Source organism: Streptomyces sp. DF42, assembly GCF_058267695.1.
In genome coordinates, this window is sequence record NZ_CM177859.1 from 1,359,391 (window position 1) to 1,380,002 (window position 20,612).

Annotated in this window: 20 protein-coding genes and 3 pseudogenes; 7 read left to right on the forward strand and 16 right to left on the reverse strand. The window is 68.6% G+C overall.

Translation table 11 applies throughout. The features are described from left to right. Positions 1–19 precede the first annotated feature (19 nt). The 3 genes from redW to ACYUED_RS06300 all read right to left on the reverse strand — a co-directional run bounded on the left by redW (position 20) and on the right by ACYUED_RS06300 (position 4,952). Positions 20–1,198, reverse strand: coding sequence for an L-prolyl-[peptidyl-carrier protein] dehydrogenase (redW, locus tag ACYUED_RS06290; protein ID WP_491291324.1), 1,179 nt, complete (start codon positions 1,196–1,198; stop codon positions 20–22). Beyond that, complete coding sequence (locus ACYUED_RS06295) at positions 1,195–4,083, reverse strand: beta-ketoacyl [acyl carrier protein] synthase domain-containing protein (RefSeq protein ID WP_491291325.1); 2,889 nt, start codon at positions 4,081–4,083, stop codon at positions 1,195–1,197. Before ACYUED_RS06295 ends, redW begins: the two co-directional genes overlap by 4 nt. 140 nt (positions 4,084–4,223) lie before the next feature. Continuing rightward, entirely contained in the window at positions 4,224–4,952 is a 729-nt protein-coding gene (locus ACYUED_RS06300; RefSeq protein WP_491291326.1) for an AfsR/SARP family transcriptional regulator, read from the reverse strand. 561 nt (positions 4,953–5,513) lie between these two features. On the opposite strand from ACYUED_RS06300, the pseudogene ACYUED_RS06305 reads away from it, so the two are divergent. Continuing rightward, a pseudogene (locus ACYUED_RS06305) lies at positions 5,514–5,714 on the forward strand (transposase); the annotation flags it as partial. 541 nt (positions 5,715–6,255) lie between these two features. Here ACYUED_RS06305 and ACYUED_RS06310 read toward each other — a convergent pair. Then, entirely contained in the window at positions 6,256–7,173 is a 918-nt protein-coding gene (locus ACYUED_RS06310; protein ID WP_491291327.1) for an oxidoreductase, read from the reverse strand. A 129-nt stretch (positions 7,174–7,302) separates the two neighbouring features. On the opposite strand from ACYUED_RS06310, the gene ACYUED_RS06315 reads away from it, so the two are divergent. Next, on the forward strand, positions 7,303–7,812 hold the full coding sequence (locus ACYUED_RS06315) for a nitroreductase/quinone reductase family protein (protein ID WP_491291328.1): 510 nt from the start codon (positions 7,303–7,305) through the stop codon (positions 7,810–7,812). On the opposite strand, the gene ACYUED_RS06320 is transcribed toward ACYUED_RS06315, so the two are convergent. The 4 genes from ACYUED_RS06320 to ACYUED_RS06335 form a co-directional block, all read right to left on the reverse strand. Further along, positions 7,776–9,527, reverse strand: a complete 1,752-nt coding sequence (locus tag ACYUED_RS06320; protein ID WP_491291329.1) for a cholesterol oxidase substrate-binding domain-containing protein — start codon at positions 9,525–9,527, stop codon at positions 7,776–7,778. The genes ACYUED_RS06315 and ACYUED_RS06320 overlap by 37 nt on opposite strands. A 97-nt stretch (positions 9,528–9,624) precedes the next feature. Continuing rightward, a complete protein-coding gene (locus ACYUED_RS06325; RefSeq protein WP_491291330.1) occupies positions 9,625–10,134 on the reverse strand; it encodes a cholesterol oxidase substrate-binding domain-containing protein in 510 nt (169 codons plus the stop codon). Then, positions 10,131–11,522, reverse strand: a complete 1,392-nt coding sequence (locus tag ACYUED_RS06330; RefSeq protein WP_491291331.1) for a cytochrome P450 — start codon at positions 11,520–11,522, stop codon at positions 10,131–10,133. The genes ACYUED_RS06325 and ACYUED_RS06330 overlap by 4 nt, the downstream gene beginning before the upstream one ends. 110 nt (positions 11,523–11,632) lie before the next feature. Continuing rightward, entirely contained in the window at positions 11,633–12,382 is a 750-nt protein-coding gene (locus ACYUED_RS06335; RefSeq protein WP_491291332.1) for a hypothetical protein, read from the reverse strand. 109 nt (positions 12,383–12,491) lie between these two features. On the opposite strand from ACYUED_RS06335, the gene ACYUED_RS06340 reads away from it, so the two are divergent. Beyond that, on the forward strand, positions 12,492–12,656 hold the full coding sequence (locus tag ACYUED_RS06340; RefSeq protein WP_491291333.1) for a hypothetical protein: 165 nt from the start codon (positions 12,492–12,494) through the stop codon (positions 12,654–12,656). A gap of 76 nt (positions 12,657–12,732) precedes the next feature. Here ACYUED_RS06340 and ACYUED_RS06345 read toward each other — a convergent pair whose 3' ends face one another. Continuing rightward, complete coding sequence (locus ACYUED_RS06345; RefSeq protein WP_491291334.1) at positions 12,733–12,999, reverse strand: hypothetical protein; 267 nt, start codon at positions 12,997–12,999, stop codon at positions 12,733–12,735. 47 nt (positions 13,000–13,046) lie between these two features. Here ACYUED_RS06345 and ACYUED_RS06350 point away from each other — a divergent pair, with 47 nt between their 5' ends. Continuing rightward, positions 13,047–13,454 carry a hypothetical protein gene (locus ACYUED_RS06350; RefSeq protein WP_491291335.1) on the forward strand — a complete coding sequence of 136 codons (408 nt, stop codon included), beginning with the start codon at positions 13,047–13,049 and terminating at the stop codon, positions 13,452–13,454. On the opposite strand, the gene ACYUED_RS06355 is transcribed toward ACYUED_RS06350, so the two are convergent. The 4 genes from ACYUED_RS06355 to ACYUED_RS06370 all read right to left on the reverse strand — a co-directional run bounded on the left by ACYUED_RS06355 (position 13,442) and on the right by ACYUED_RS06370 (position 16,076). Further along, entirely contained in the window at positions 13,442–14,539 is a 1,098-nt protein-coding gene (locus ACYUED_RS06355; RefSeq protein ID WP_491291336.1) for a cytochrome P450, read from the reverse strand. The two genes, ACYUED_RS06350 and ACYUED_RS06355, sit on opposite strands and share 13 nt — an antisense overlap. A 182-nt stretch (positions 14,540–14,721) precedes the next feature. After that, positions 14,722–15,540 (reverse strand): cytochrome P450, encoded by an 819-nt coding sequence (locus tag ACYUED_RS06360; RefSeq protein WP_491294153.1) that lies wholly within the window; start codon positions 15,538–15,540, stop codon positions 14,722–14,724. 6 nt (positions 15,541–15,546) lie between these two features. Further along, the gene (locus tag ACYUED_RS06365; protein WP_491291337.1) at positions 15,547–15,867 is read right to left on the reverse strand and encodes a hypothetical protein; all 321 of its coding nucleotides are present in this window, start codon (positions 15,865–15,867) and stop codon (positions 15,547–15,549) included. A gap of 23 nt (positions 15,868–15,890) precedes the next feature. Then, complete coding sequence (locus tag ACYUED_RS06370) at positions 15,891–16,076, reverse strand: hypothetical protein (RefSeq protein WP_491291338.1); 186 nt, start codon at positions 16,074–16,076, stop codon at positions 15,891–15,893. A gap of 274 nt (positions 16,077–16,350) precedes the next feature. Here ACYUED_RS06370 and ACYUED_RS06375 point away from each other — a divergent pair, with 274 nt between their 5' ends. Continuing rightward, complete coding sequence (locus ACYUED_RS06375; RefSeq protein ID WP_491294154.1) at positions 16,351–18,018, forward strand: cholesterol oxidase substrate-binding domain-containing protein; 1,668 nt, start codon at positions 16,351–16,353, stop codon at positions 18,016–18,018. 69 nt (positions 18,019–18,087) lie between these two features. Here ACYUED_RS06375 and ACYUED_RS06380 read toward each other — a convergent pair whose 3' ends face one another. From ACYUED_RS06380 to ACYUED_RS06390, 3 genes and pseudogenes are all read right to left on the reverse strand, one after another. Continuing rightward, positions 18,088–18,438, reverse strand: coding sequence for a group II intron maturase-specific domain-containing protein (locus ACYUED_RS06380; protein WP_491291339.1), 351 nt, complete (start codon positions 18,436–18,438; stop codon positions 18,088–18,090). Between the two features lie 169 nt (positions 18,439–18,607). Then, positions 18,608–18,880: a hypothetical protein gene (locus ACYUED_RS06385; RefSeq protein ID WP_491294861.1), complete on the reverse strand. Its 273-nt coding sequence runs from the start codon at positions 18,878–18,880 to the stop codon at positions 18,608–18,610. Between the two features lie 28 nt (positions 18,881–18,908). Further along, positions 18,909–19,226, reverse strand: a pseudogene (locus ACYUED_RS06390) (IS6 family transposase); the annotation flags it as partial. A gap of 75 nt (positions 19,227–19,301) precedes the next feature. Here ACYUED_RS06390 and ACYUED_RS06395 point away from each other — a divergent pair. Both ACYUED_RS06395 and ACYUED_RS06400 read left to right on the forward strand, forming a co-directional pair. Then, positions 19,302–19,625 (forward strand): annotated as a pseudogene (locus ACYUED_RS06395) (transposase); the annotation flags it as partial. 214 nt (positions 19,626–19,839) lie between these two features. After that, the gene (locus tag ACYUED_RS06400; RefSeq protein ID WP_491291340.1) at positions 19,840–20,421 is read left to right on the forward strand and encodes an ATP-binding protein; all 582 of its coding nucleotides are present in this window, start codon (positions 19,840–19,842) and stop codon (positions 20,419–20,421) included. The last annotated feature ends 191 nt before the right edge of the window (positions 20,422–20,612 follow it).

A 20,612-nucleotide genomic window follows, 5' to 3' on the forward strand; every position in this document is an offset into this window, starting at 1 on the left:
GATGACGGGCTGCTTGCCCTCAACGGCGACGGTGCGGGCCGCGGTTGTGCCCCAGGCCCAGCGCTCGGGCGACGTTGTTCTTCTGAATCTCGCTGGTGCCGGAGAAGATGCGTGAGGGCAGGGCATCGCGCAGGAACGTCTCGGCCTCGCCTTCGACGACCCCGAGGCCGCCACGCACCTGGACGGCATCGAGGCCCAGTTGCACCGCGGCCTCGCTCACCGCAAGTTTCGCGAGGGCCGGTGCGATCTCGTCCTGGCTGCCCCGAGCCAGGCCCCAGGCAGCCTTGTACAGCAGAAGCCGGGCGGACTCCAGGCGCAAAGTCATGTCGACGAGCCGGTGACTGACCGCCTGGAAACCCCCGATGGGAGAACCGAACTGTTCACGCTCTCCGGCGTATCCGATCGTGGACTCCAGAACGCGCTGCATCGCGCCCAGATAGATGCCGAACAGACAGACACGTTCCCACTTCATGGACGCGGAGAACACGCTGGCCCCGGCGCCCTCGGAACCGAGCACCTGGCGGGCCGGAACGACGCATCCGTCGAAGTGGACGTCGGCTGTGGGCGAGCCGCGCAGGCCGACCTTGCCATAGATCGGTCCGACGCTGAGTCCCGGGGTGCCGGCCTCGACGACGAACGCCGTGAGGCCGAAGAAGCCGGCGTCCGCCCTGGTCGCCGCCTGAACGACGAAGACGTCGGCAACGGGCGCGTTCGTCGTGAAGCACTTGCTGCCCTGGAGCACGTACTCGTCGCCTTTGCGCTCTGCACGGGTCCGAAGGTTGAGTGCGTCGGATCCGGCTTCCGGCTCCGTGATGCAGTGCGCCGCGATCCGCTCCCCCGAGGACAGTGCGGGCAGCCACTCCCGCTTCTGCTCCTCCGTGCCGAACTCGACGATAGGCATCAGCGCGGCGAACAGATGGGCGGCGACGGAGAATGCGAAACCGGCGTCCTCGCTGCCGTAGCCCAGTGCCTCCATGACGGCTGACGACGTGATCGCGTCGAGGCCGCTGCCGCCGTATTCGGCAGGCACGGCACCGCCCACCAGCCCCTGTTCACCCGCGAGCCGCCAGCGCCGCCGGAAGCCACCGGCATCAAACGCGGCGTGCGCCGCGTCGGGTGGGCCGGCGAGCTCGCGCTGGGCGAACGCGACGACCATGGCACGCATCTCCTCGGTGTCCGCGTCGAATTCGAAGTTCATCGTGCTCCGTCCATGTGCTCTTCGATGAGTACGTGGTAATTGATGCCTCCGGTGCCGAAGGAACTCACGGCAGCGCGCCTCGGCTGCCCTGGCAGGCGGCTCCACGGCGACGGCACGGTCGAAACGGCGGCCGGTATGGCGGCGAGGTCCAGGGCCGGATTCAGTGTCCGAAGGTTGGCGTTGGGGGGCATCGTCCCGGTCCGCATGGCGAGCAGTGTGCGCAACAGCCCGGCGCTGCCGGCGGCTGCGAACGTGTGGCCGAAGAACGACTTCGCCGACCCGATCTCCAGAGGTCGGGCGCGCCGCTCGCTGCCGTACATCCGTGCGGCAGCAGCGATCTCAACACGGTCCCCGACCTTGGTTCCTGTGCCGTGGGCTTCCAGGTAGTCGACTGCAGACGGCCCGAAGTCCACCTCGGCGAAGGCTCGCTGCATGGCCAGCAGCTGCCCCTCGACGTCCGGGGCTATGAGCGACTTCGCATCATTGGACGCGCCGATGCCGCGTATGAGGCCGACGATTTCGTCATTGTCACGGAGGGCGTCGCTGTATCGCTTGAGCAGGAAGAGGCCGCAGCCGTCGCCCGGGCTGAAGCCGTCAGCAGCCTGGTCGAAGGGTGCATTCTTGCTGTGCGACAGCAGCCCGAGCGCCGAACAGAGCACCATGTCCCGGGTGTTGCAGGCCAACTCGACACCCCCCGTCACAGCGAAGTCCGCCGTCCCCTCGCGCAGAGAACCGACACAGATGTCGAGGGCCGCGAGAGACGAGGCACATGCGGCCTCAACGCCGAGTGGGACGGCGTCCAGCCCGTATTCATGGGCGAGGAGTGCCGCCGCCCCACTCGCGAGGCAACCATCGAGCAAGGGCGGTGACATGCCGTCGTCCAGCGGCCCCGGCGTCCTTTCACTCACTGATGCCAGCAGAGCCTTCTTCTGCAGGGATGACAGTCCCTCCAGGGCGGCGAGGCGTCCGACCACCTCGTCCCAAGCCTGCAGGGAAAGCTCCACATTGGTACGGCGCTCCCGCGAAAGGCCCAGGTTGGTACCGATCGCGACCAGTCCTCTACCTGTGAGCCGCCCCACCGCACCCCGTGCGCCCGGGCGGGCCACCCGGTCCTGGAACAACTCGGCTGCTACGGCCAGCGCAAGGCGCTGCGTGCCATCCATGGTTGCGTAGCGCAACGGGATGATCCGCACGTCGTCAGGCGCTTCCTCCGGCACCGGGACATGACCACCCTGGTCGGTGTAGCTGTGGGTGAGACTGAGCGCGCCCGGTGCGTAGTACAGATCCCGGTCGAGCACGGACTCCGGAACTGGGCCAATTCGGGTCTCGCCCGACCTGACGACCTGCCAGAAGCTGTCGGCGTCGGGCGCACCGGCGAAACGACCGGCGAGACCCACCACCGCGATCGGTTCGGGATGCGGCAGAGGGACCGGCGCGACCGCGGTCCGACGCACAGTTCCCCTGGCACGGCCCGCCGCGGACGAGTCGAAACAGCTGGCCCGCCCATTCGGCTCGCCGTCGGCCGCGAGCGCTCCGTGCTCCTGGACGACGAGATGGCAGACGGTCCCGGTGAATGAGGCTCCGTGCACCACAGCCCTACGCGGCACTGAGTCATTGCTCCCCCACCACTCCTCATTCCTGAGCGGCAGCCGGAGCGGCGTCCCGACGAGGTCGTTCGCAGCTGCGACGCCCAGCTGATGCTGGGGAGGGATCCGTCGATGGTGCAGGGCGAGGGCGACTTTGGTGACGGCGGCAACGCCCGCGTTGGCAAACGTGTTCCCGAGCCGGTCCCGCACACTGCCGACCGCCACGGACGCGGGAGCGGCGCCCCCGTGGAGCCCCGCAAGCGCCTCGAGTTCCGCCTCGCCCTCCGCGGTGACGGCCGAGCCCACGCATTCTGCATACGTCACCGACTCGGCGCTCACCCCGGCCGCGCGCAGGGACGCCTGCGCGAGCGAGCGGCGCAACTCGACGGACCGCGAGTAGCGGAAGGCGCCCGGACGCGAGTCGTGGCACACGGAGGAGTCGAGGATCACAGCGTAGATCCGGTCACCGTCCCGGACGGCGGAGGAGACTCGCTTGAGCAACAGGGCACCCACTCCCTCGCCGACCCTGTCGGCCTCGTGCCCACGGGTGCCGGGATGCAGCCCATCCACGAATCCTTTGGCGTTCAGGGCCCTGGTGGCGAACGGGCTCTCCCACCGCTGTCCCGCCACGACGATGACCGCGTCGGACACCTTGCGACGGAGGTTGTGCACGGCGTGGTCGATGGCCACGAACGACGTCGCGTCCGCCGACTCGACCGCGAGGGTCCGACCGTGAAACCTGAACGCGGTGGCGATCCGGGCGGGGATGGTGCTCGCCATCTCGCCCACTCGGTCATGCGGTGAGGCTCCTGCGTGACGGGCCGCCAACGACCGCAGTTCCTGGGCCGCCGCTCCCGCCGCCGCCTCGTCGACGCCACCTGCCACAGCTGCCAGCTCAACCTCGTGGGCGTAGCGACTGGCCTCGATCCGCAGCGCGTTGGCATGCTGACGATCCAGCCCGAAGCAGGTGCCGGTGATGACATCGGTACGGTCCATGGGCAGTGCGCGCCGAGGATGTCCCGCGTCCGACAGGCACTGACGTGCTGCTTCGAGCATGAGGATCTGCATCCTGGCCATTGCTCCGGCCTGGGCCGGCGGAATTCCGAATCGAGCCACGTCGATGTCAAGCTCGTCCAGGGTGCGGGACTCGGTCATTCCGTCCGGGCATTCCTGATTCAGCAACTCCCAGTACTGGCCGGGGTCGCAGGCACCGGGATAAAGCGCAGCGAGGCCCACGATGGCCACGGGTTCCTTCAGGAAGACGCGCTCGTCACGACGGAATTCCGAATCGGACGTCATGATGTGGCCACTCCTAGATGTTTATCCGGCCCGGTACCCGGGCGAAGCCTCGCCCAGGCCGAAAGGAGGGGGACATAGAGAACTCGGAGATCTGACGAGCAACTCGGCACAGACTCGGAATGAATGTTCTGAGCCGTTCGCTACCTGGTGACGACTGCAGGTTCGCGCTGGCCTGGCAGGACTGCAGCGGGCAGCCTCAAAGCCGGGTCCTGCGCCAGGATCTCGGCGTGCAGGCGCTGCAGTAGCACCCCTGGCTGAATCCCCAGTTCTTCATCGAGCCGCCGCCTGGCCCACCGGAAGAGGTCAAGCGCCTCCCCCTGTCGTCCGGTTCGGTAGAGGGCGACCATGAGCAGTTCGCAGAATCGTTCCCGCAAAGGGTAGAGAGCGACGAGTTGACGCAGTTCCGCGATCGCACGTGCCTCGTCACCTACCGACAGCAGGGCGCTGACCAGGTCCTCACAGGCGGTCAGTCGGCGTTCGTCGAACAGCGCCGCCGCGCCCCGAACGCGTAGGCCGTCGCCGGCGTCGAGCAGCGCGGGACCGTGCCAGAGATCCAGGGCCGATTGCAGGAGTTCCAAAGAGTGTTCTGGCCTCGACTGCAGGTGAGCAGCTCCCTGCGCGGCCAGTTCGAGGAACCTATTGCCATCGAGGTATTCCCGTGGCACCTCGAGGAGGTAGCCGTTGTTCACGGCACGCAGTACAGAGGTGCCACCACGGCGCGCAGCTGGGTCGATCGCCCTACGTAGTCGGGTCGCGTTCGCCTGTAGTGCGTTTCGGGTATTGCCGATCGCATGCTCGGACCACAGTTCGTCCACGAGATCTTCATTGGATACGGCCCGGCCGGCTTCCAGCGCAAGGGTGGCGAGCATGGCTCGCACCTTGTTGGCTCGAATGGTCTGTATCTGCCCATCCATGACGACGGAAACTGGGCCCAATATGTTGATTCGCAAGTCACTCCCCCGGGTCTGTTGCAAAATGGCATCGACCCTGCGATTCAGCAGGAACGAACCATTCGAAAGGACCAGTGACTCACCCCCACCAGAGCACTGTGGTTCCCCGGCGACAGGAGTGTTTGATCCGTGCAAACTCTGGCTTGATTTTTTCAGTCGCCTTGACTCTTGTCATCCATCCACTGATGGATTTCCGCAGTACACGTTAAGTTGACTCGCAGAGGCTTGGCACCTCCACCATTCGTTGAGGGCCGTCCTGTTGCTCATTCTGGTACCACCCATGCTCCCCAGCAGGGTGGCGCCCACCACCGTGGCGACGGGCGCCACGGGTCAAACCAGCCCGCCCCGCCTCAGTCCTGCCCGCATTGCGCCCCGGACCCTGTCGAGTGTCTCGCTCCTGCACAGTGCAAGACGGGCGGAGCGGCTGCGGTGAACCGTTCCGGGTTCGGTAGGGATTCGATCGTTTGAGAGGATCGAGTTATGGCGCGTCCTTCCCAGTACCCGCTTGAGTTGCGCCGTCGTGCGGTGCGCATGGTCGCCGAGGTGCGGCCGGAGTTCCACACCGAGTGGACCGCGATGAAAGCGGTCGCCCAGAAGCTGGGCATCGGCACGACCGAAACGCTGCGCAAGTGGGTGCGGCAGGACCAGATCGACGCCGGCGCCCGGCCGGGCACGACCACGCCATGATCATCTCCCACTTGGCTCCCACCTGGGAGGCGGGATACACCCCCCTAGGGCGAGTGCGTCCGCAAAGCAAGGGATGACACGGGAGGGCCCGCACAGCTTGCCGTGCAGGCCCTCCCGTACAGAGGGTGAAGCGGGTCAGCTGAGGTTCATGTCCGGCCTAGGCCCAATGCCGCGACCCTGTTGGTGATCTCGGTCGGTCAGGTGATCGTGAATCCCGCTCTTGCGCAGTGTGCGCAGCCCTTTGTCAACCCCAAGATGCTGCCCCGGCTCGCCGATCTAGTGAAGGACCTCCTCCTCCGCCGCAAGCGCGCGGGGAAGAGCAGTGGCTCGGCGAGATCGAGGGCATCGATCTGACCCTGACCTTCCGCCGCACCAAACAAGCCGACGCTGCAGGGCTCAGGCGACGATCCCCTGTCGATCTCGGCCTTCCACATCCACGCTCAGACAAGAACCGGCCCCATCCTCCGCACGTCACCCGGGAGGATGAAGATCGAATGCCTGAATTGGCAGAGGCGGCCCGGGTTCGAACGCCCTCTCAGATCGCGGCCGTCACGCCCGTCAGGCGTTCCGATGCCTCCCACAGGGCTGCTGCCTGGCGGGCGTCGCGGGTCCAGGGGGCGCGGCGGGCGGAGGTCGGGGGGCCGGGTGTGAGGGAGGCGGGGCCGATGTAGGCGGCTTGGCGGACTGCTCGGTGGGTGGCGGCGTAGAGCGTGGGGAGGGCGCCGGTCTCCGGGGGTTGGGCGACGAAGCGGTTACCCAGCACGAGGAGTCTGTCGATGAGGTCGGGGCCGCCTGGCCCGACGGCGTTGCGCTGGAGGCCGGTGTTCGCGTAGCCCGGATGGGCGGCTACGGCGGTGGTGGGGGCGCCTGCCGCTGACAGCCGGCGTGCCAGTTCGTGGGTGAAGAGCAGGTTCGCGGTCTTGGAGCGGCCGTAGGCCAGCCAGCGCTGGTAGCGGCGGGGCCGGCGCTGGAGGTCGTCCGGCGCGCAGCGGGCCGCGAAGTGCATCACGCTGGAGACGGTGACGACGCGGGATCCGGGCGTGGCCAGCAGTCGGGGCAGCAGCAGGCCGGTCAGGGCGAAGTGGCCCAGATGGTTGGTGCCCAGGTGGGTCTCGAATCCGTCGGCCGTCCTGCCGAACGGCACTCCGCCGACCCCGGCGTTGTTGACTAGCAGGTCGAGACGCTCCGTGTCCAGTTCCGCGGCGAGCGCCCGTACGGAGGCCAGATCGGCCAGATCCAGCGGCCGGTACTCGACGTCCGCGCCCGGCTGCTGTGCGCGCAGGCGGCGGACCGCCTCCGCCCCGCGCTCGGGGCTGCGGCAGGCGAGCAGCACCTTTGCTCCGCGCAGGGCGAGTTCGCGCGCCGTACAGTAGCCGAGGCCGCTGTTGGCCCCGGTGACGAGTGCGACGCGTCCGTTCTGGTCCGGGATGTCGTCCGCTGTCCAGGCTGCCACGCTCCGGCTCCTCCTGTGGTCGGCCGATGGGCTGTGAGGCCCGGGCGTTCGAATGGCCAGAATACTGTTGATCAATGGCCGGACCTGTGCAGGGCTTCCGGCCGTCGTCGGACGTCGAGGAGTCCCACCATGGTGAGAAACGCTGACCGGGGCGGCAGGCGGCGCGTGCCGGCCGGTCGACGCCTGCTCGGGCTGCACCGCCGGCTATACGAGCGCACCGGTGGCCGGCTTGGCCACCGTCTCGTCGGCGTGCCCTGCCTTCTGCTGCGCACCGTCGGCCGTCGCTCGGGAATACCGCGTAGCACCGTCCTGGTCTACGCGCGGGACGGTGCCGCGTGGCTCGTCGTCGCCTCCAACTACGGCGCCGACCACTCCCCGGACTGGCTTCACAACCTGCGCGCCCAGCCAGAGGCGGAGATCCAGGTCGCCCGCGTTCGCACCGCCGTCACCGCACACGCCGTCACCCCCGAGCATCCCGACTACCCGCGGCTGTGGGCCCTCGTCAACGCGGCCAACCGCGGCCGGTACGACGACCTCGCCGAGAAGACCCGCCGCCCGGTGCCGGTAGTCGTGCTGCGTCCGCGCGGCGCCGCGGTCGGCGGTCAGGGCAGGAGCGTGTCCAGCAGGGCGGAGGAGTAGATTCGGGCCGGGTCGTAGCGGTCGAGAGTCTCCCGCGCGGTGTCCCAGGTACTGCCCGCGGGCTGCCCCTCCCGGTAGGAGGCGGGGACGGTGCCGGTGAGCATCGCGGGGTCGGACCAGGCGGCGGTGCCGGAGTAGCCCCAGCCCTTAGACCATTCGGCGCGGACCGCGGCGTAGTCGCCGGTATAGTTCGACAGCACCCACTGCTCGGTCTCGCGAAAGAACCTCTGGGACTGCGGGGTGCCGGGGAGGGCGAGCACGTCCATCCAGACCGCGGTGTCCCACGAGGGCCGGTCCGGACGGGTCCGCACCGCGCTGAGCAGCGGGGGTACCGCTCCAGGGACGCCGCAGTCCGCCGGCTCGTCGAGGCCGGTGACGCGGACCTCCCAGGGGCCGTTCATGGGGTACTGCCCGGCCTTGCGGTAGTCGGCCAGCGCGGTCTTGAGGTAGCCGTAGAACTCACTGACGACCCGTTGGACGTCGGAGCGCGCGCACAGCACGGCGTACCCGTTGGCGGTGACCCGCAGGGTGGTAGGGCGCACGTACAGCTGGGTGTTCTTCGCCCAGCCCCAGATGTCCCGGGTGGCTGTGGCGATCGATCCCAAGCCGCAGACGCCGATCTCGAAGGTCTCGAAGGCGGGGGTGAGCGAGACGTTGCCGCGCACGATGGCCGAGATGAACCGCGACATCTGCGGGCTGACCGAGTCGGCGAAGGCGTAGTTGAAGGGGCTGTCGACCTCCCTGGACAGCGGCGGCCTGGTCGGGGCGACGCTCCAGACCTTGAGCCAGGGGGACGCGGTGAAGGGGAACCAGATCGTCTCCACCCGTCCGGTGCGCTTCACCAGCGCTCCGAACGAGTCGTCACCCGCGCTCGCCGGGGGCGCGAACAGGGTGTCGGCCGGGGTGCTGAAGCTGCTTCGGCAGCGCAGCCGGGTGTTCGGCCCGACCCGGAGAGTGGCTTCGGTGACGAAGGCGCGGCCGAGGTTGACGAGGAAGGCGCCGATGTCCGGGTCGCTGCGCTCGAAGGTCTTGAGCACGTAGGCGCCGGCGGCGGAGTCCCAGACGACGGCGGTGAGCGTGACGACGAGATTGCTGACGGACCCATAGGTGTGTCCGGCCGGCAGCTGCTCTCCCTCGGCGGGTACGGAGGTGCCGTGGCCGCCGATGGCGAGCACCCCGCCGAGGGTGACGTCTCCGGGAGCGGGGACGTTGGTGAGACCGTAGCCGGCCGCCTCGATCTCGCTGAGCAGGCAAAGCATGGTGGCGCCGGACTGCGCGGTGACGGAGGCGGGGGATCCGCTGGTGACGCTGATCGCGGTCAGGTGCCGGGTGGTGTCGACGATGAGGATGTCGCCGGTGGCCCCGTCCGCCGCGAGCAACGGCGACCAGCCGTGGCCCGCGCCGCGGGCGCGCAGCCGCCAGCCGTGTGCGTGCGCCCAGTTGGCGAGGGTGACGACGTCCTCGGGGGTCGCGGGCGCGCAGGTCCACAGCGGGCTGAGGCGGATCTCGCCGGACCAGTTGGTCCATGCCTGCTGGTAGGCGCTGATGCCGGCGGGGAAGTCCGGTGGCGGCGCGGTGGCGGCCTGGGCCGCGGTGACGGTGAAGGCGGGCGTCCACTCCGCCCCGCTGAGGACGGCACCGGCCGCAGCCGCGCCGAGGAGGGTCCGGCGGGAGAGCCCGGGCCTGGATTCGTGCTGAATGTGACTGCCTTTCAACGGCCGGCGCGGGCCGGGGTGGGGTAGGCCGGTACGGGTCGTGCTGGCCGGGGCGTGTCGTCTGCTCAGGCCATGAGTTCGTCCAAGAAGTCGCTGCCTAAGACGTCGGCGGGGTCGAGGGCGCGGAGGGTGGCGACGGCCGTGTCCCAGTTGTCGTCGCGCGGCTGCCCGGCCCGGTAGGAGGGGGGATCGCGCCGCGGATCGCCGTGCGGTCGGTCCATGCCCCGGCGGAAGTGGCGGCCCATTCCTTGGGCCACTCGGGGCGCGCGAACGCGTAGGCACCGGTGAAGTGGGACCTGATCCACTGCTCCATGTCGGCGTAGAAGGCGCTGCAGTTGGGGGTGATCGGCACGGTGGTCAGGTCGAACCCCCGACGGCCCGGGGGCGCCACCAGCGGCGACCAGCTGTAGCCGCCGCCGCGCGGGCGCAGCCGCCCGCCGTTGGCGTGGGCCCAGTTGGCGAGCGTGACGACGTCGGAGGGGGTGGCGGGCGCGCACGTCCACAGCCCCTCGGCGGCGACCTGCCCGGACCAGTTGACGAAGGTCTCCCGGCGCAGCGGGATGCCGCTGGGGAAGTGCGGCGGTGCGGGGGTCTCCTCGGGTGTCACGGCTCCTGGCCCTGCTGCGCCTGCGGGCCGCTCCGGCGGGTGTAGCGGATCTGACAGGGGCTGCGCGGCACGGCGGTGACCGCGGAGTAGTCCGGGCGCGGCGCACGGTCCACGAGTTCGAGGTCGTAGGAGCGCAGTAGGCAGCTCCAGATGATCTGGATCTCCTGGTAGGCGAAGGCCATCCCGGTGCACCGGTGGCGGCCGCCGCCGAAGGCGAGCATCGGCTGGGGCGTCCCGCGGTGCTCGGCGCGTTCGGGCGAGAAGCGGTCGGGGTCGTAGCGTTCCGGCTCGGTGAAGACGTCCGGCAGGCGGTGCGATGCGGTGGGCGACACCATCACCCTGCTGCCGCGGGCGATCCGGTAGCCGCCGTAGCTGAACTCCTGCTCCGCGTCGCGCAGCAGCACGGTCGTCGGCGGGTGCAAGCGCTCCGCCTCGACCATGCACCGGCGCAGCGTCTCCATCCGGCGCAGGTCCCGGTGGACGGGCCAGGGACCGTCGGCGGCGCCGGCGAGTTCCTCCTGCTCGCGGCGGACGGCGGCCAACCACTCGGGGTTCTGGAGCAGCAGGGTGCCGGTCCAGGAGGCCAGTGCCGCCGTGTTGTGCTCGCCCGCCACGATGATCGCCAGCAGCAGGGAGGCGGCGACCTCCTCCGGCACCGGCGAGCCGTCCGGCAGTCGGGAGGACATCAGGGTGCTGACGAAACGTCCGGCCTCCGGGCCGTCGTGCTTGATGGACCGGGCCGCGTCCAAGATCAGCTCGATCAGCTCCCGGCGCGCCCGGTCGCGGCGGCGGAAGGCCGGGAGCGGGAGGTAGGGGTGGATCAGCCAGGAGGCCCGGCCCGCCGACTTCAGGTCGCGGAACAGCCGTACCAGGTCGGAGCCGACCCGGCGGCGGAACTCCGCGCCGATCAGGCACTCGGCGGCGATGTTGACCGAGAGCTCGCTCATCGCCTCGACCAGGTCGATACGCCCCCGCTCGCCCCAACCGGAGAGGTAGTGCTCGAGCTCCCGCTGCATCACCGGGCCGTACTTCTCCACCGCGCCCCCGCGCAGGGCCGGCAGGATCAGCGCGATCTGCTCATCGAACTGCTCCGGGGATGCGTCGAACAGCATGCCCTCGCCCAAGACGGGCGTCATCGACCGGTAAGCCCGGCGGCGACCCACGGTCTCGTCGGAGGCACGGAAGACGGCGTCGGTCGCGGCGGGGCCGCTCAGGACGATGAACTTCCGTCCGGCGATGCGGATCGTGAAGACCTCGCCCAGCCGCTTGTGGCCCTCGACGAGCAGGGCGACCGGGTCCTGGGCGAACGCCACGGTGTGTCCCAGCAGAGGCATCCCACCCCCCAGCGCGGGCGGTTCCATCAGTGCGGCCGTCTGGGGCTCGGTCATGGTGCCCTCCATACGACGGTGCCGGGCCGCCGTCGCGTCGTTTCGGTGCTGGTTGCAGGCATGACACGGATGCCCGCGCGGATCATGGGCCTGGGGCCGGGATGCGCCGGTCAGACGAGCGGTTCGTCCGCCACGCCGAACCGCTCCTGGTAGCCCCGGACCCGCTCCCGCAGGGCGCCCGGGTCCAGACCGGTCTCCGCGAAGCTGTACTGGGGGCCGGTGTCCGCGGGGTGGGCCGCGAGGAACTCGCGCATCGCCTGCTCCGCGGCCGGGCAGAGCTCGGCGCCCAGCCGTCGTAGATCCCCCGGATTGCCCGCAGCGGATCGGTGACGAAGTCCAGGTAGCGGATGTCGATGACCTGATGCGGCGCCAGCAGACCGTCGCTGCGGGCCCGTTCGGCCCGGGCGAGGGCGTCCAGCAGCGGCTCGACGTACTCGGCGGCGGTCTCCGCGGGCGTCCGGCCCTCGCTCACCGCCACGCGCAGGTAGGTGACCAGGCCGCTCACCGAGGCGACCTTCCCAGGTCAACGGCGCCCGGTGCGACTCACGGTCCTGGGCGAGCGGGTCATGGAGGATCGTGGTGCCGGTACGGGGCAGGCCCGCGATCACGAGCGGGGCCTTCACTTCATGCAGGGCCGTCTCCGGGACGCGCGAGCGCCAGTCCACGATCCGCAGCCGGTTGCCCAGAAGGGTGCCGATCTCGTGCGCGGCGATCATCCGGCCGAGATCGCTGAGCCCGGCCTCCTCGTCGAGCGCGCCGAGTAGTCGGTCGAGCCCCTCCGACCAGCCGGCCTCGCCGAAGTCAGTGAGACCCGTGGCGTCGGTCGCGGCAGAAAGCAGAAATTGACGTTCCAGCTGCACGTGGGCAAACGTAACAGACGTAGCTCAGAAAGAAATTGCCCTGGTTCGTTCGTTCAGGCACTCAGGACGGCAGGACGGGGAGCCCGGCGGCCATGGCCGCGAGGGTGAGATGCCGGCCGACGGCTTCGCCCACCAGATGCTGATCCGCCGCAGTACCGAGAAGAAGCAACTGACCGGCGGCCGCGTGGACTTCGAGTACGCGTACTTCCTCGTCCATGCCCCGACGACGACCCGGTCACCCGGTCTGCCGGGCCCGGTGGTGCCGGCCCGGTAAACCGTCCGAAGGATTCACTCACGGCCCGTCACACGCGTCCGAAAGGCCGCGCATCGGGCGGGAAGGCGTGCACCGCCTAGTGGCGACGGAGGTGAGCCATGAGGATCACCCGGTGACGGAGCAGCGGGACTCCCGCGCGCCCGGCCATGATCCGTTTCTGGAGCTTCAGATCGGTGATGCGGCCTTCGTTGACGCCGGAGTTGAACGGCATGGTGATGCCCTGCACGACCGCGTGCCGGTCCTCGCGAATGACTTTGCCCAGGCTGGCCAGAGCGGGCAGCCCGGAGGTTGCAGGTTGTTCGAGCCAGTCCGCCAGCGGGGCTGCGTCCTGGGCGTCGAGCATCGCGGCGAACTGACGCACCAGATCGTGAGTTCGGTCCAGTCCGGGCAGTGCTCGAGCAGCCGCCCGAGCGCCTCGGCGGCGGGCAGGCCGCGACGCAGCGGCGCGATGGCCATCTTGACCCGCTGGTAGTGACCGCGGTAGCCCTTGGCGACGATCTCCTGGCGGCGACAGAACTGCAGGCCAAGGCCGTGGGGCCGGATGGAACCTCCCTCATCGACCGGATGCCGACGCTCGGCAACCGCTTCGTAGCCGCTTCGCCGGAGGTCGGCGCCTTGCCAGTACTGCAAGCTGCCTGCACACCCGGGGTCGCGCCGGACGCCTACATCGGCCCCCGAGTTGTCTCCCGCGGAACGTCCACGTCGGCATGGCGGGCCCCCTGGGCCCGCCATGCCCGGGTCGGACGACTGCTCTGGGAGGAATCGGAGCGCCTGACCGGGGTGTGCTATCCGCTGTGACTCGGGGACCGGTCGTTTACAGAGTCCCAGGCAACAGGCAGAGCCACCGGGCCGCGCGTCGTGGCCCGGGTGGTGAAGGCGATCTGGTCGACGGGCACGGCCAGGCGGAGGGTCGGTATGCGCTCCAGTATGACGCTCAGCACGGTCTGGAGTATCAAGCGCGCCAGGTGCTGTCCGTAGCAGGCATGGGGTCCGTGGCCGAAGGCCAGGTGCCGGTTTGGCCGCCGTGTCAGGTCCAGCGCGTCAGGCTCGGCAAAGCGGAACGGATCCCAACCGGTCGCGTGCGGGACGACGAGTACGTAGTCGCCCTCGGAGACAGGTTGTCCGGCGATCTCGGTGCCCTTCGTGGCGACCCGCAGCAGGCCGGAGTTCACACCCGTATAGCGCAGCAGTTCCTCGACGGCATCCGGTAGGGAATCAGGGGCGGCTCGCAGGGCTGCGGCCGACTCCGGATGCAGGAACAAGGCGAGCAATGCGTTGCTGATGGCGGTGGCGGTCCCTTCCAGACCCGCGACGATCGAGATGACGGCGGTGGCCACCAGCTCGGCGGGGGTGAACGGTTCGGGGTCCTGGTGGGAGCGTGCGATCATCCGGCTCAGCGGGCCATCGCCGGACGCGGTGCCGGGATCGAGCACAAGACCGTACAGGTACTCGAACAGCGGCATCTGGGCCGCGATCATCTGCTCAGCGGCCACATCGGCGTTGAACGCCGCTGCGGATTCGGACACCGTGGTGTGCAGTTCCCGAGGCAGGTCGAACGCCAGGGCGATGACAGACGCCGTGACCGGCGCGGCGAACTGCGCGCTCAGCTCCACAGGTGATGCCATGCCAGCCAGTGCGTCCACCTGCTCGTCGACGATCCGCCGCACCCCAGGCCGCAGTTGCTCCACGAAAGCCGCAGACAGCTCAGGACTGATCAACCCGCGAAGGCGCCGGTGCGGCGAACCGTCCATCCGGACGAACTCGCCGTCCTGCACTGGTGCATCGGGGGGAGTATGCGTCAGCACATAGGCACCCGTACCGCATTTGCTGCTGAAGCGATCGCGGTCGCCGAGGACATCGCGCGCATCGTCATACCGGGTCACCAGCCACGCCTCGATGCCGGAGGGACAGAGGACCCTTGGGATCCTCCCGCTCCCACTGGGCGGGGCAAGCGAGGCGGGGGCGAACGGGCACCGCTGCTCGGCAGGATGAGGCAGCGGGAACAGCGGCGGGATGCCGACGTCTGGGTGCATGGGATCCTTCTCCTCTTGGTTCTTCCGCATGGTCAAGAACACGCTGCGTCCGCCGGCGTGCCTTCTTCGGACACCCCGGTTCGCCGGCGGTACCGCAGTCGGCAGGGCGAACGCGGTACCGCGACGACCGCCGCGTAGTCGGGTCGTACCGGGGTGTCCAGGAGCTCAAGCTCGAAGGAGCGCAGCAGTCGGCTCCAGCTGAGCATGATTTCCTGATAGGCGAAGCCCGTTCCTGTGCACCGGTGGCGTCCACCGCCGAAGGCCTTCAGCGGGCTGGGCGTGGCGCGGTGCTCGGCGCGCTCCGGGGAGAAGCGGTCCGGGTCGTAGAGTCCGGGTTGCGAGAACACCCCGGGCAGGCGGTGCGAGGCGGTGGGCGAGATCATCACCCTGCTTCCCCGGGGAATCCGGTATCCGTTGTAGAAGAAGTCCTCCTCCGCGTCCCTGAGCAGCACTGTGGTAGGTGGGTGGAGCCGTGCCGCCTCGGTGACACGCCTGCGCAACACGCGCATCTCGCTCACGTCCCGGGCCGTGGGCTGAGCGCCGCGGACGGCGAGTGCGTCCTGCTCTTGGAGGACGGCGGACGCCCACTCAGGATGCTGCAGCATCAGCGTCCCCGTCCAGTTGGCCAGCGCGGCGGTGTTGTGCTCCCCCGCCACGATGATGGCCGGCAGCAGGGACGCCGCGACCTCCTCGGGCACCGGACGGCCGTCACTGTACCGGGATTCCATCAACGAGACGATGAAGCGCTCACTGCCAGGAGCCTCCCGGTGAATCGCCCGGGCCACCTGGAGAATGACGTCAATCAGCTCTCGACGCGCCTGGTCCCGCCTCCGGAACGCGGGGAGCGGCAGGTTCGGTCAGACCAGCCATGCCAAGCGCCCGGCGGCCTTCAGGTCGTGGAACAGCCGGACCAGGTCATCGCCTACGAGTCGTCGAAACTCCGGCCCGATCAGGCACGCGGCGGCGATGTTCACGGACAACTCGCTCATCGCCTCGACCAGATCCACCTGCCCCTCATCGCCCCACCCGGCGAGATAGGCATCGATCTCCTGGACCATGGTCCCGGCGTACTCACCCACCGCGCTTCCCGTCGGCGCGGGCTGGATCAGTGCCATGTGCTCGTCGAAAACCGAGGTTGAGGCGTCGAACGGGATCCCCTCACCGAAAATCGGTGTCATCGACTCGTAGGCGCGTCGGCGCCTCAAGGGCTGTCCGGGGCGTGAAAGACGGCGTCACTGGCCGCCGGGCCGCACAGGACCGTGAACTTGCGAGCGGCGATCCGCACCGTGAACACGTCGCCGACCTGCTCGTGAGCCGCGACCAGGAAGGCGGCGGGGTCACGGGCGAACGCCACGGAATGCCCGAGCAACGGCAGCCCTCCCGGCATGCGCACCCCATTCTCACATTGCCGACCGTCGACCTGGACGTTCCTTCTCTCCTTTGCGCGTGGGCCGTTGGCCACGACCCCAGTGTTGGCCATGCCCGGTCGCAGGACATACTGCGGTCAGCCGTCGACAGTTCCGAAAGCCGGTCAGGAACAGGAGCATCGTCGCCGAAATGACCGAACTGACGCAGTCACGGGGTGGCGAAAAACAGTCGGCTGGGCCACTGGGCCCCTCCGGGTTTCCGGTTCGCGTACCACCATCCTGAGGGGAGCCGGCATGCCTGACGAGAGCAGATCCCTGAAGCAAACGACCGCGAGCACGGCAAGCACCGTCGCCGAGCCCCCAGAACTTCCCAGCGGCATCCGGCCCTACCGGAAGACGTTCACGAACTGGGCGGGGACGGTGGTCGTCGAGGGAGTGTGGACATGCGCGCCTACCACCCCCGCCGAGGTGGTGATGCTCGCCAACTGGGCGTATGCCAACGGCTGGCGGCTGCGCCCGCGCGGCGCAGGCTTCAGTTGGTCACCGCTCCTGGAACCCTCGGGCAGCCCGGCCAACGTGCTGCTGGTGGACACCACTCGGCATCTGACGGCGGTCACCGTGCACAAGGGGAGCCCCGCAAGCGTCACCGCGCAGCCGGGCGTCACCATGGATGACCTGCTCGGCACCCTCAAAACCGCTGGATTCGGGCTCACGGCCTTCCCCGTCCTCGGCGCGGCGTCGCTGGGAGGGGTGCTGGCGACAGGGGGACGTGGCACGGGAGTTCCCGCTAGCGGGGAGACGCAACTCGACGGCCACACCTACGGCTCGGTGGCCAACCTCGTTATCAGCCTCACCGCCGTGGTGTGGGACAAGGCCTCGGGAAGCTACGTCCTTCGGACCTTCCGGCGCGACGACCCTCAGATCCAGGCCTTGCTGGTGAACCTGGGCCGTGCCTTCGTCACCGAGGTGACGCTGCGTGTCGGCGCCGACCAGTGGCTGCGCTGCCAGAGCAGGTGCGACATCAGCGCGGACACCCTCTTCGCACCGCCGGCCGTCGCTGGTGCTCAGTCGCTCGCCTCCTACATTGAGCGTTCCGGCCGGGTGGTGTGCATTTGGTTTCCCTTCACCACCACGCCGTGGCTGCGGGTGTTCACCCCTGCCCCGTCCAAGCCGCGGCAGTCCAGACAGGTGACGGGCCCGTATGCCTTCACGTTCAACGACATCGTCCCCAAAAACGTCTCAGACGTGCTGAGCAAGATCGCCGCCCGGGCCGGTTCAAGCACACCACGGTTCACGCGGGCACAACTCGGCGCCATCAGGGCCGGTCTGCTGCTCAGCAGGGCTCGGGATATCTGGGGGGCGTCGAGCGACACACTGCTGAACGTCCGTCCGACCACCTTGCGGATCACCTCGGCCTGCTGGAACGTCGTTACCAGCCGTTCCCGTATCCAGCAGGTCGTCAGCGAATTCTACGCTGCCTACACCACGCGGCTGGAGGAATACAGGGCCCGTGGCAGCTACCCGATCAACGGTCCCCTGGAAATCCGTGTGACCGGCCTGGACCAGTCGGCCGACTGCGGTGTCGCGGGCGCCCTCAGCGCACAGCTTTCCCCGTTGCGCCCACGCCCAGACCGCCCCGAATGGGACGTGGCGGTCTGGTTCGACATGACCACCGTGCCGATCACACCCGACTGCCACGCCTTCTACGCCGACATGGAGCGGTGGATCAGGTCCAACTACACCGGAGCCTACGGCGCCGCGCACCCCGAGTGGCCCAAGGATTGGGCCCACACCTCCGCAGGAGCATGGACCGACGGCGAGGTGACCGGCGGCGCCATTCCCGATTCGTATCGCACCGGGCAGGCCCAGGACGACAACTGGGACACGGCGGTCGCGACACTCAACGCCCTCGACCCTGTCGGCGTCTTCAGCAGCGATTTCCTCGACAAGCTGCTGGCATAAGCAGACCACGGCGGCGCACAAGGGCGATTCGTCACTGGACCGGTGCTGTACTCGCTCGCCAGGAGCCGCTCACCGACGCCGTGCACCACCGGCATTCGGCCTGCCCCGCCAGTCCCGGAAGGGTCTGGGTGCAACAACGGTTCCGTGCAGGGCGATCAGTCCCAGGGAGTCCTGGGCGGCGAAGGCAACCACCGCCCAGCCGAACTTCCCTGTGCTCCGGTGCTTCTTGGCGAGGAACCCGCCGATCCGCATCCGCGCGTACGAGCCGATCTGGTCAAAGACATGGGCCGAATTCCCGAACCGGAAATACGCAGCCCATCCGCGCAGGAACGCGTTCACGTCCTCCACGATCACCTTGACCGGCCGCAACAGCCTGCGTCGGTCCCTGAGTTCACGGATCCGGTCGCGGGCATGCTGCATCGCCGTTGCCGAGGTTCCCTTGCCTGTGGCTCCCGGATGGAGCGGGAGCCCTTGGGCGTCTTCCCTGAGCTTCGCACCCTGCCGTTACCAGCAACGCACGTCAGAGCGGGGACGGATCTGTGAACACTTATCCGGAGCTACGCTGCTGTCATTGGTCTCAGCCCTCCGATCAGCGTGCTCGCTCGAACCATGCGACTTCGTGTCGCACCGAGAAGTCGAGGCCATCGTCGATGTGGGTGATCAGGGTCTTCTCAGGCGACAGGCGCAGGCCGATCGTGGCGAGGACCCCGGCGGCCTCTTCCTTGAGCGCCTCCGCGTAGGCACGGGTGCCCGACACGACCAGGCACCAGTCGTCGGCGTAACGGATCAGCCGGTAGTTCGACAGTCCGCGACGACGGCGCTTGAACCGCCGGGACACGGCCGCGGCCAGGCGTTTCTTCAAGAAGCTGCGGAAGAGGACCCGCTCCGTTTTGCACGAGGATGTCCAGCACGTTGCCGTCCTGGTCGACCGCGCGCCACAGGTACTTCCACTCGCCGTTGATCTTCAAGAAGACCTCGTCCAGATGCCACTTGTCGCCCGGCCTCGGGCGCCGGCGGCGTAGAGCGTTGGCGTAGTCCTGCCCGAACTTTAGGCACCACCGCCGGACGGTCTCATAGGAGACGATCACACCGCGCTCGAGCATCAGCTCCTCGACCTCGCGGAAGCTCAGCGGAAACCGGAAGTACAGCCACGCGCAGTGCGAGATGACCTCCACCGGGTACCGGTGCCCCTTGTACGACGGCGGCACGGACGACGCCAGCGATCCCCTCCCGGCAGACCAACCCCAAGATCATCCCACCCCCGTCAGCCAACGTGACAATGCCTGGTCGCCGCAACGATCCGCACGATCTTCGCCCAGCCCACCGCCGACGCCGTCGCCGACGCCGACATGCTCGGCCCCCAGTTCCCCAAGGTCAAGGCGATGCTGCTGGAGGCAAAGGACGACCTGAGCGCGTTCGCAGCGTTCCCCGAGCGCCACTGGAAAAAGATCCAATCGACGAACCCACTCGAGCGGCTCTACCGCGAGATCAAGCGCCGCACCGACGTCGTCCAGGTCTTTCCCAACGACGACGCGCTCCTGCGGCTGGTCACCGCCGTGCTCTTCGAACTCCACGACGAGTGGATCGCCTTTCCACGCCGCTACCTGAGGGGAGCATGGACATCTACCCCGCCGAGCTCCCCGAAAGCGCCCCAGCACTACCCAGCACCACCAACACGCCCTCAGCGTGATCGGCTGCACCAACTGGCGGGGCACCATCCCCACCAGACCGGGCTCGGCGTCGTCGCATGCGGGTTACGTAAGGGGACGTGACAGCGAAATACGCAGCTACGTCGGTAATCCCACCGAGGTGCGGTGACTGGTGGAGGCGCAGGGTGAAGGAGAGGAACCGGTAGAGCAGGAAGTGATCATCATGTACGCAACGTACGGCGGTCTCACCGAACAGTCCGGTGGCGCCACCAGATACCAGCCTGGCGCTGTAGCAACCGGCATTGGGGATGGACGGGGAACGCCGTTACGGGGGTCACTGATCACGCCGTGCCGGCGTGAGGCGATCGATGACGTCATGTGGCCACTTGCTCACGATCCGCACGCGCCCGGTATCGCACGTGAGATCGCCGCCGCACTTCTCGACGACCGGAAGGTGGACGAGGAGGCCGCCGAGGCCGCGCTGCGGGTGGTGTCCGAGCTGATCGCCAACGCCGTCGAACACGCACAACCTCCGCTCACCGTGCGCCTGAACCGCGAGCCCGACCGCCAGCAGCTGCGCGTGGAGGTCGCCGACGGCGGACCGGCCTCAGCAGAAGGCGCATGGGCAACCACCGGCGAGGCCGACGAACACGGACGCGGGATGATCATCATCGACGCCCTCACGACCGCCCACGGCACTCACACCCACCTCCACGGCACCAATCACTGGGCTAGCCTCCCCGCCAACACGTAGCTGTTCAACAGGGGTGACGGTGTGATGGTCGAGGTAGGAGCGCACGGCGAGCCAGGCCGCGCCACCAGGACGACCTGTCGCATTGTCAACTCACCACCAGCAGGTCAACCTCGTGAATGCTTACGTTGGTGATCGAGTGATTGCTCAACTGATGGTTAGTCAAAATAGACAGCGCCCCCTTGGTCGGTGAT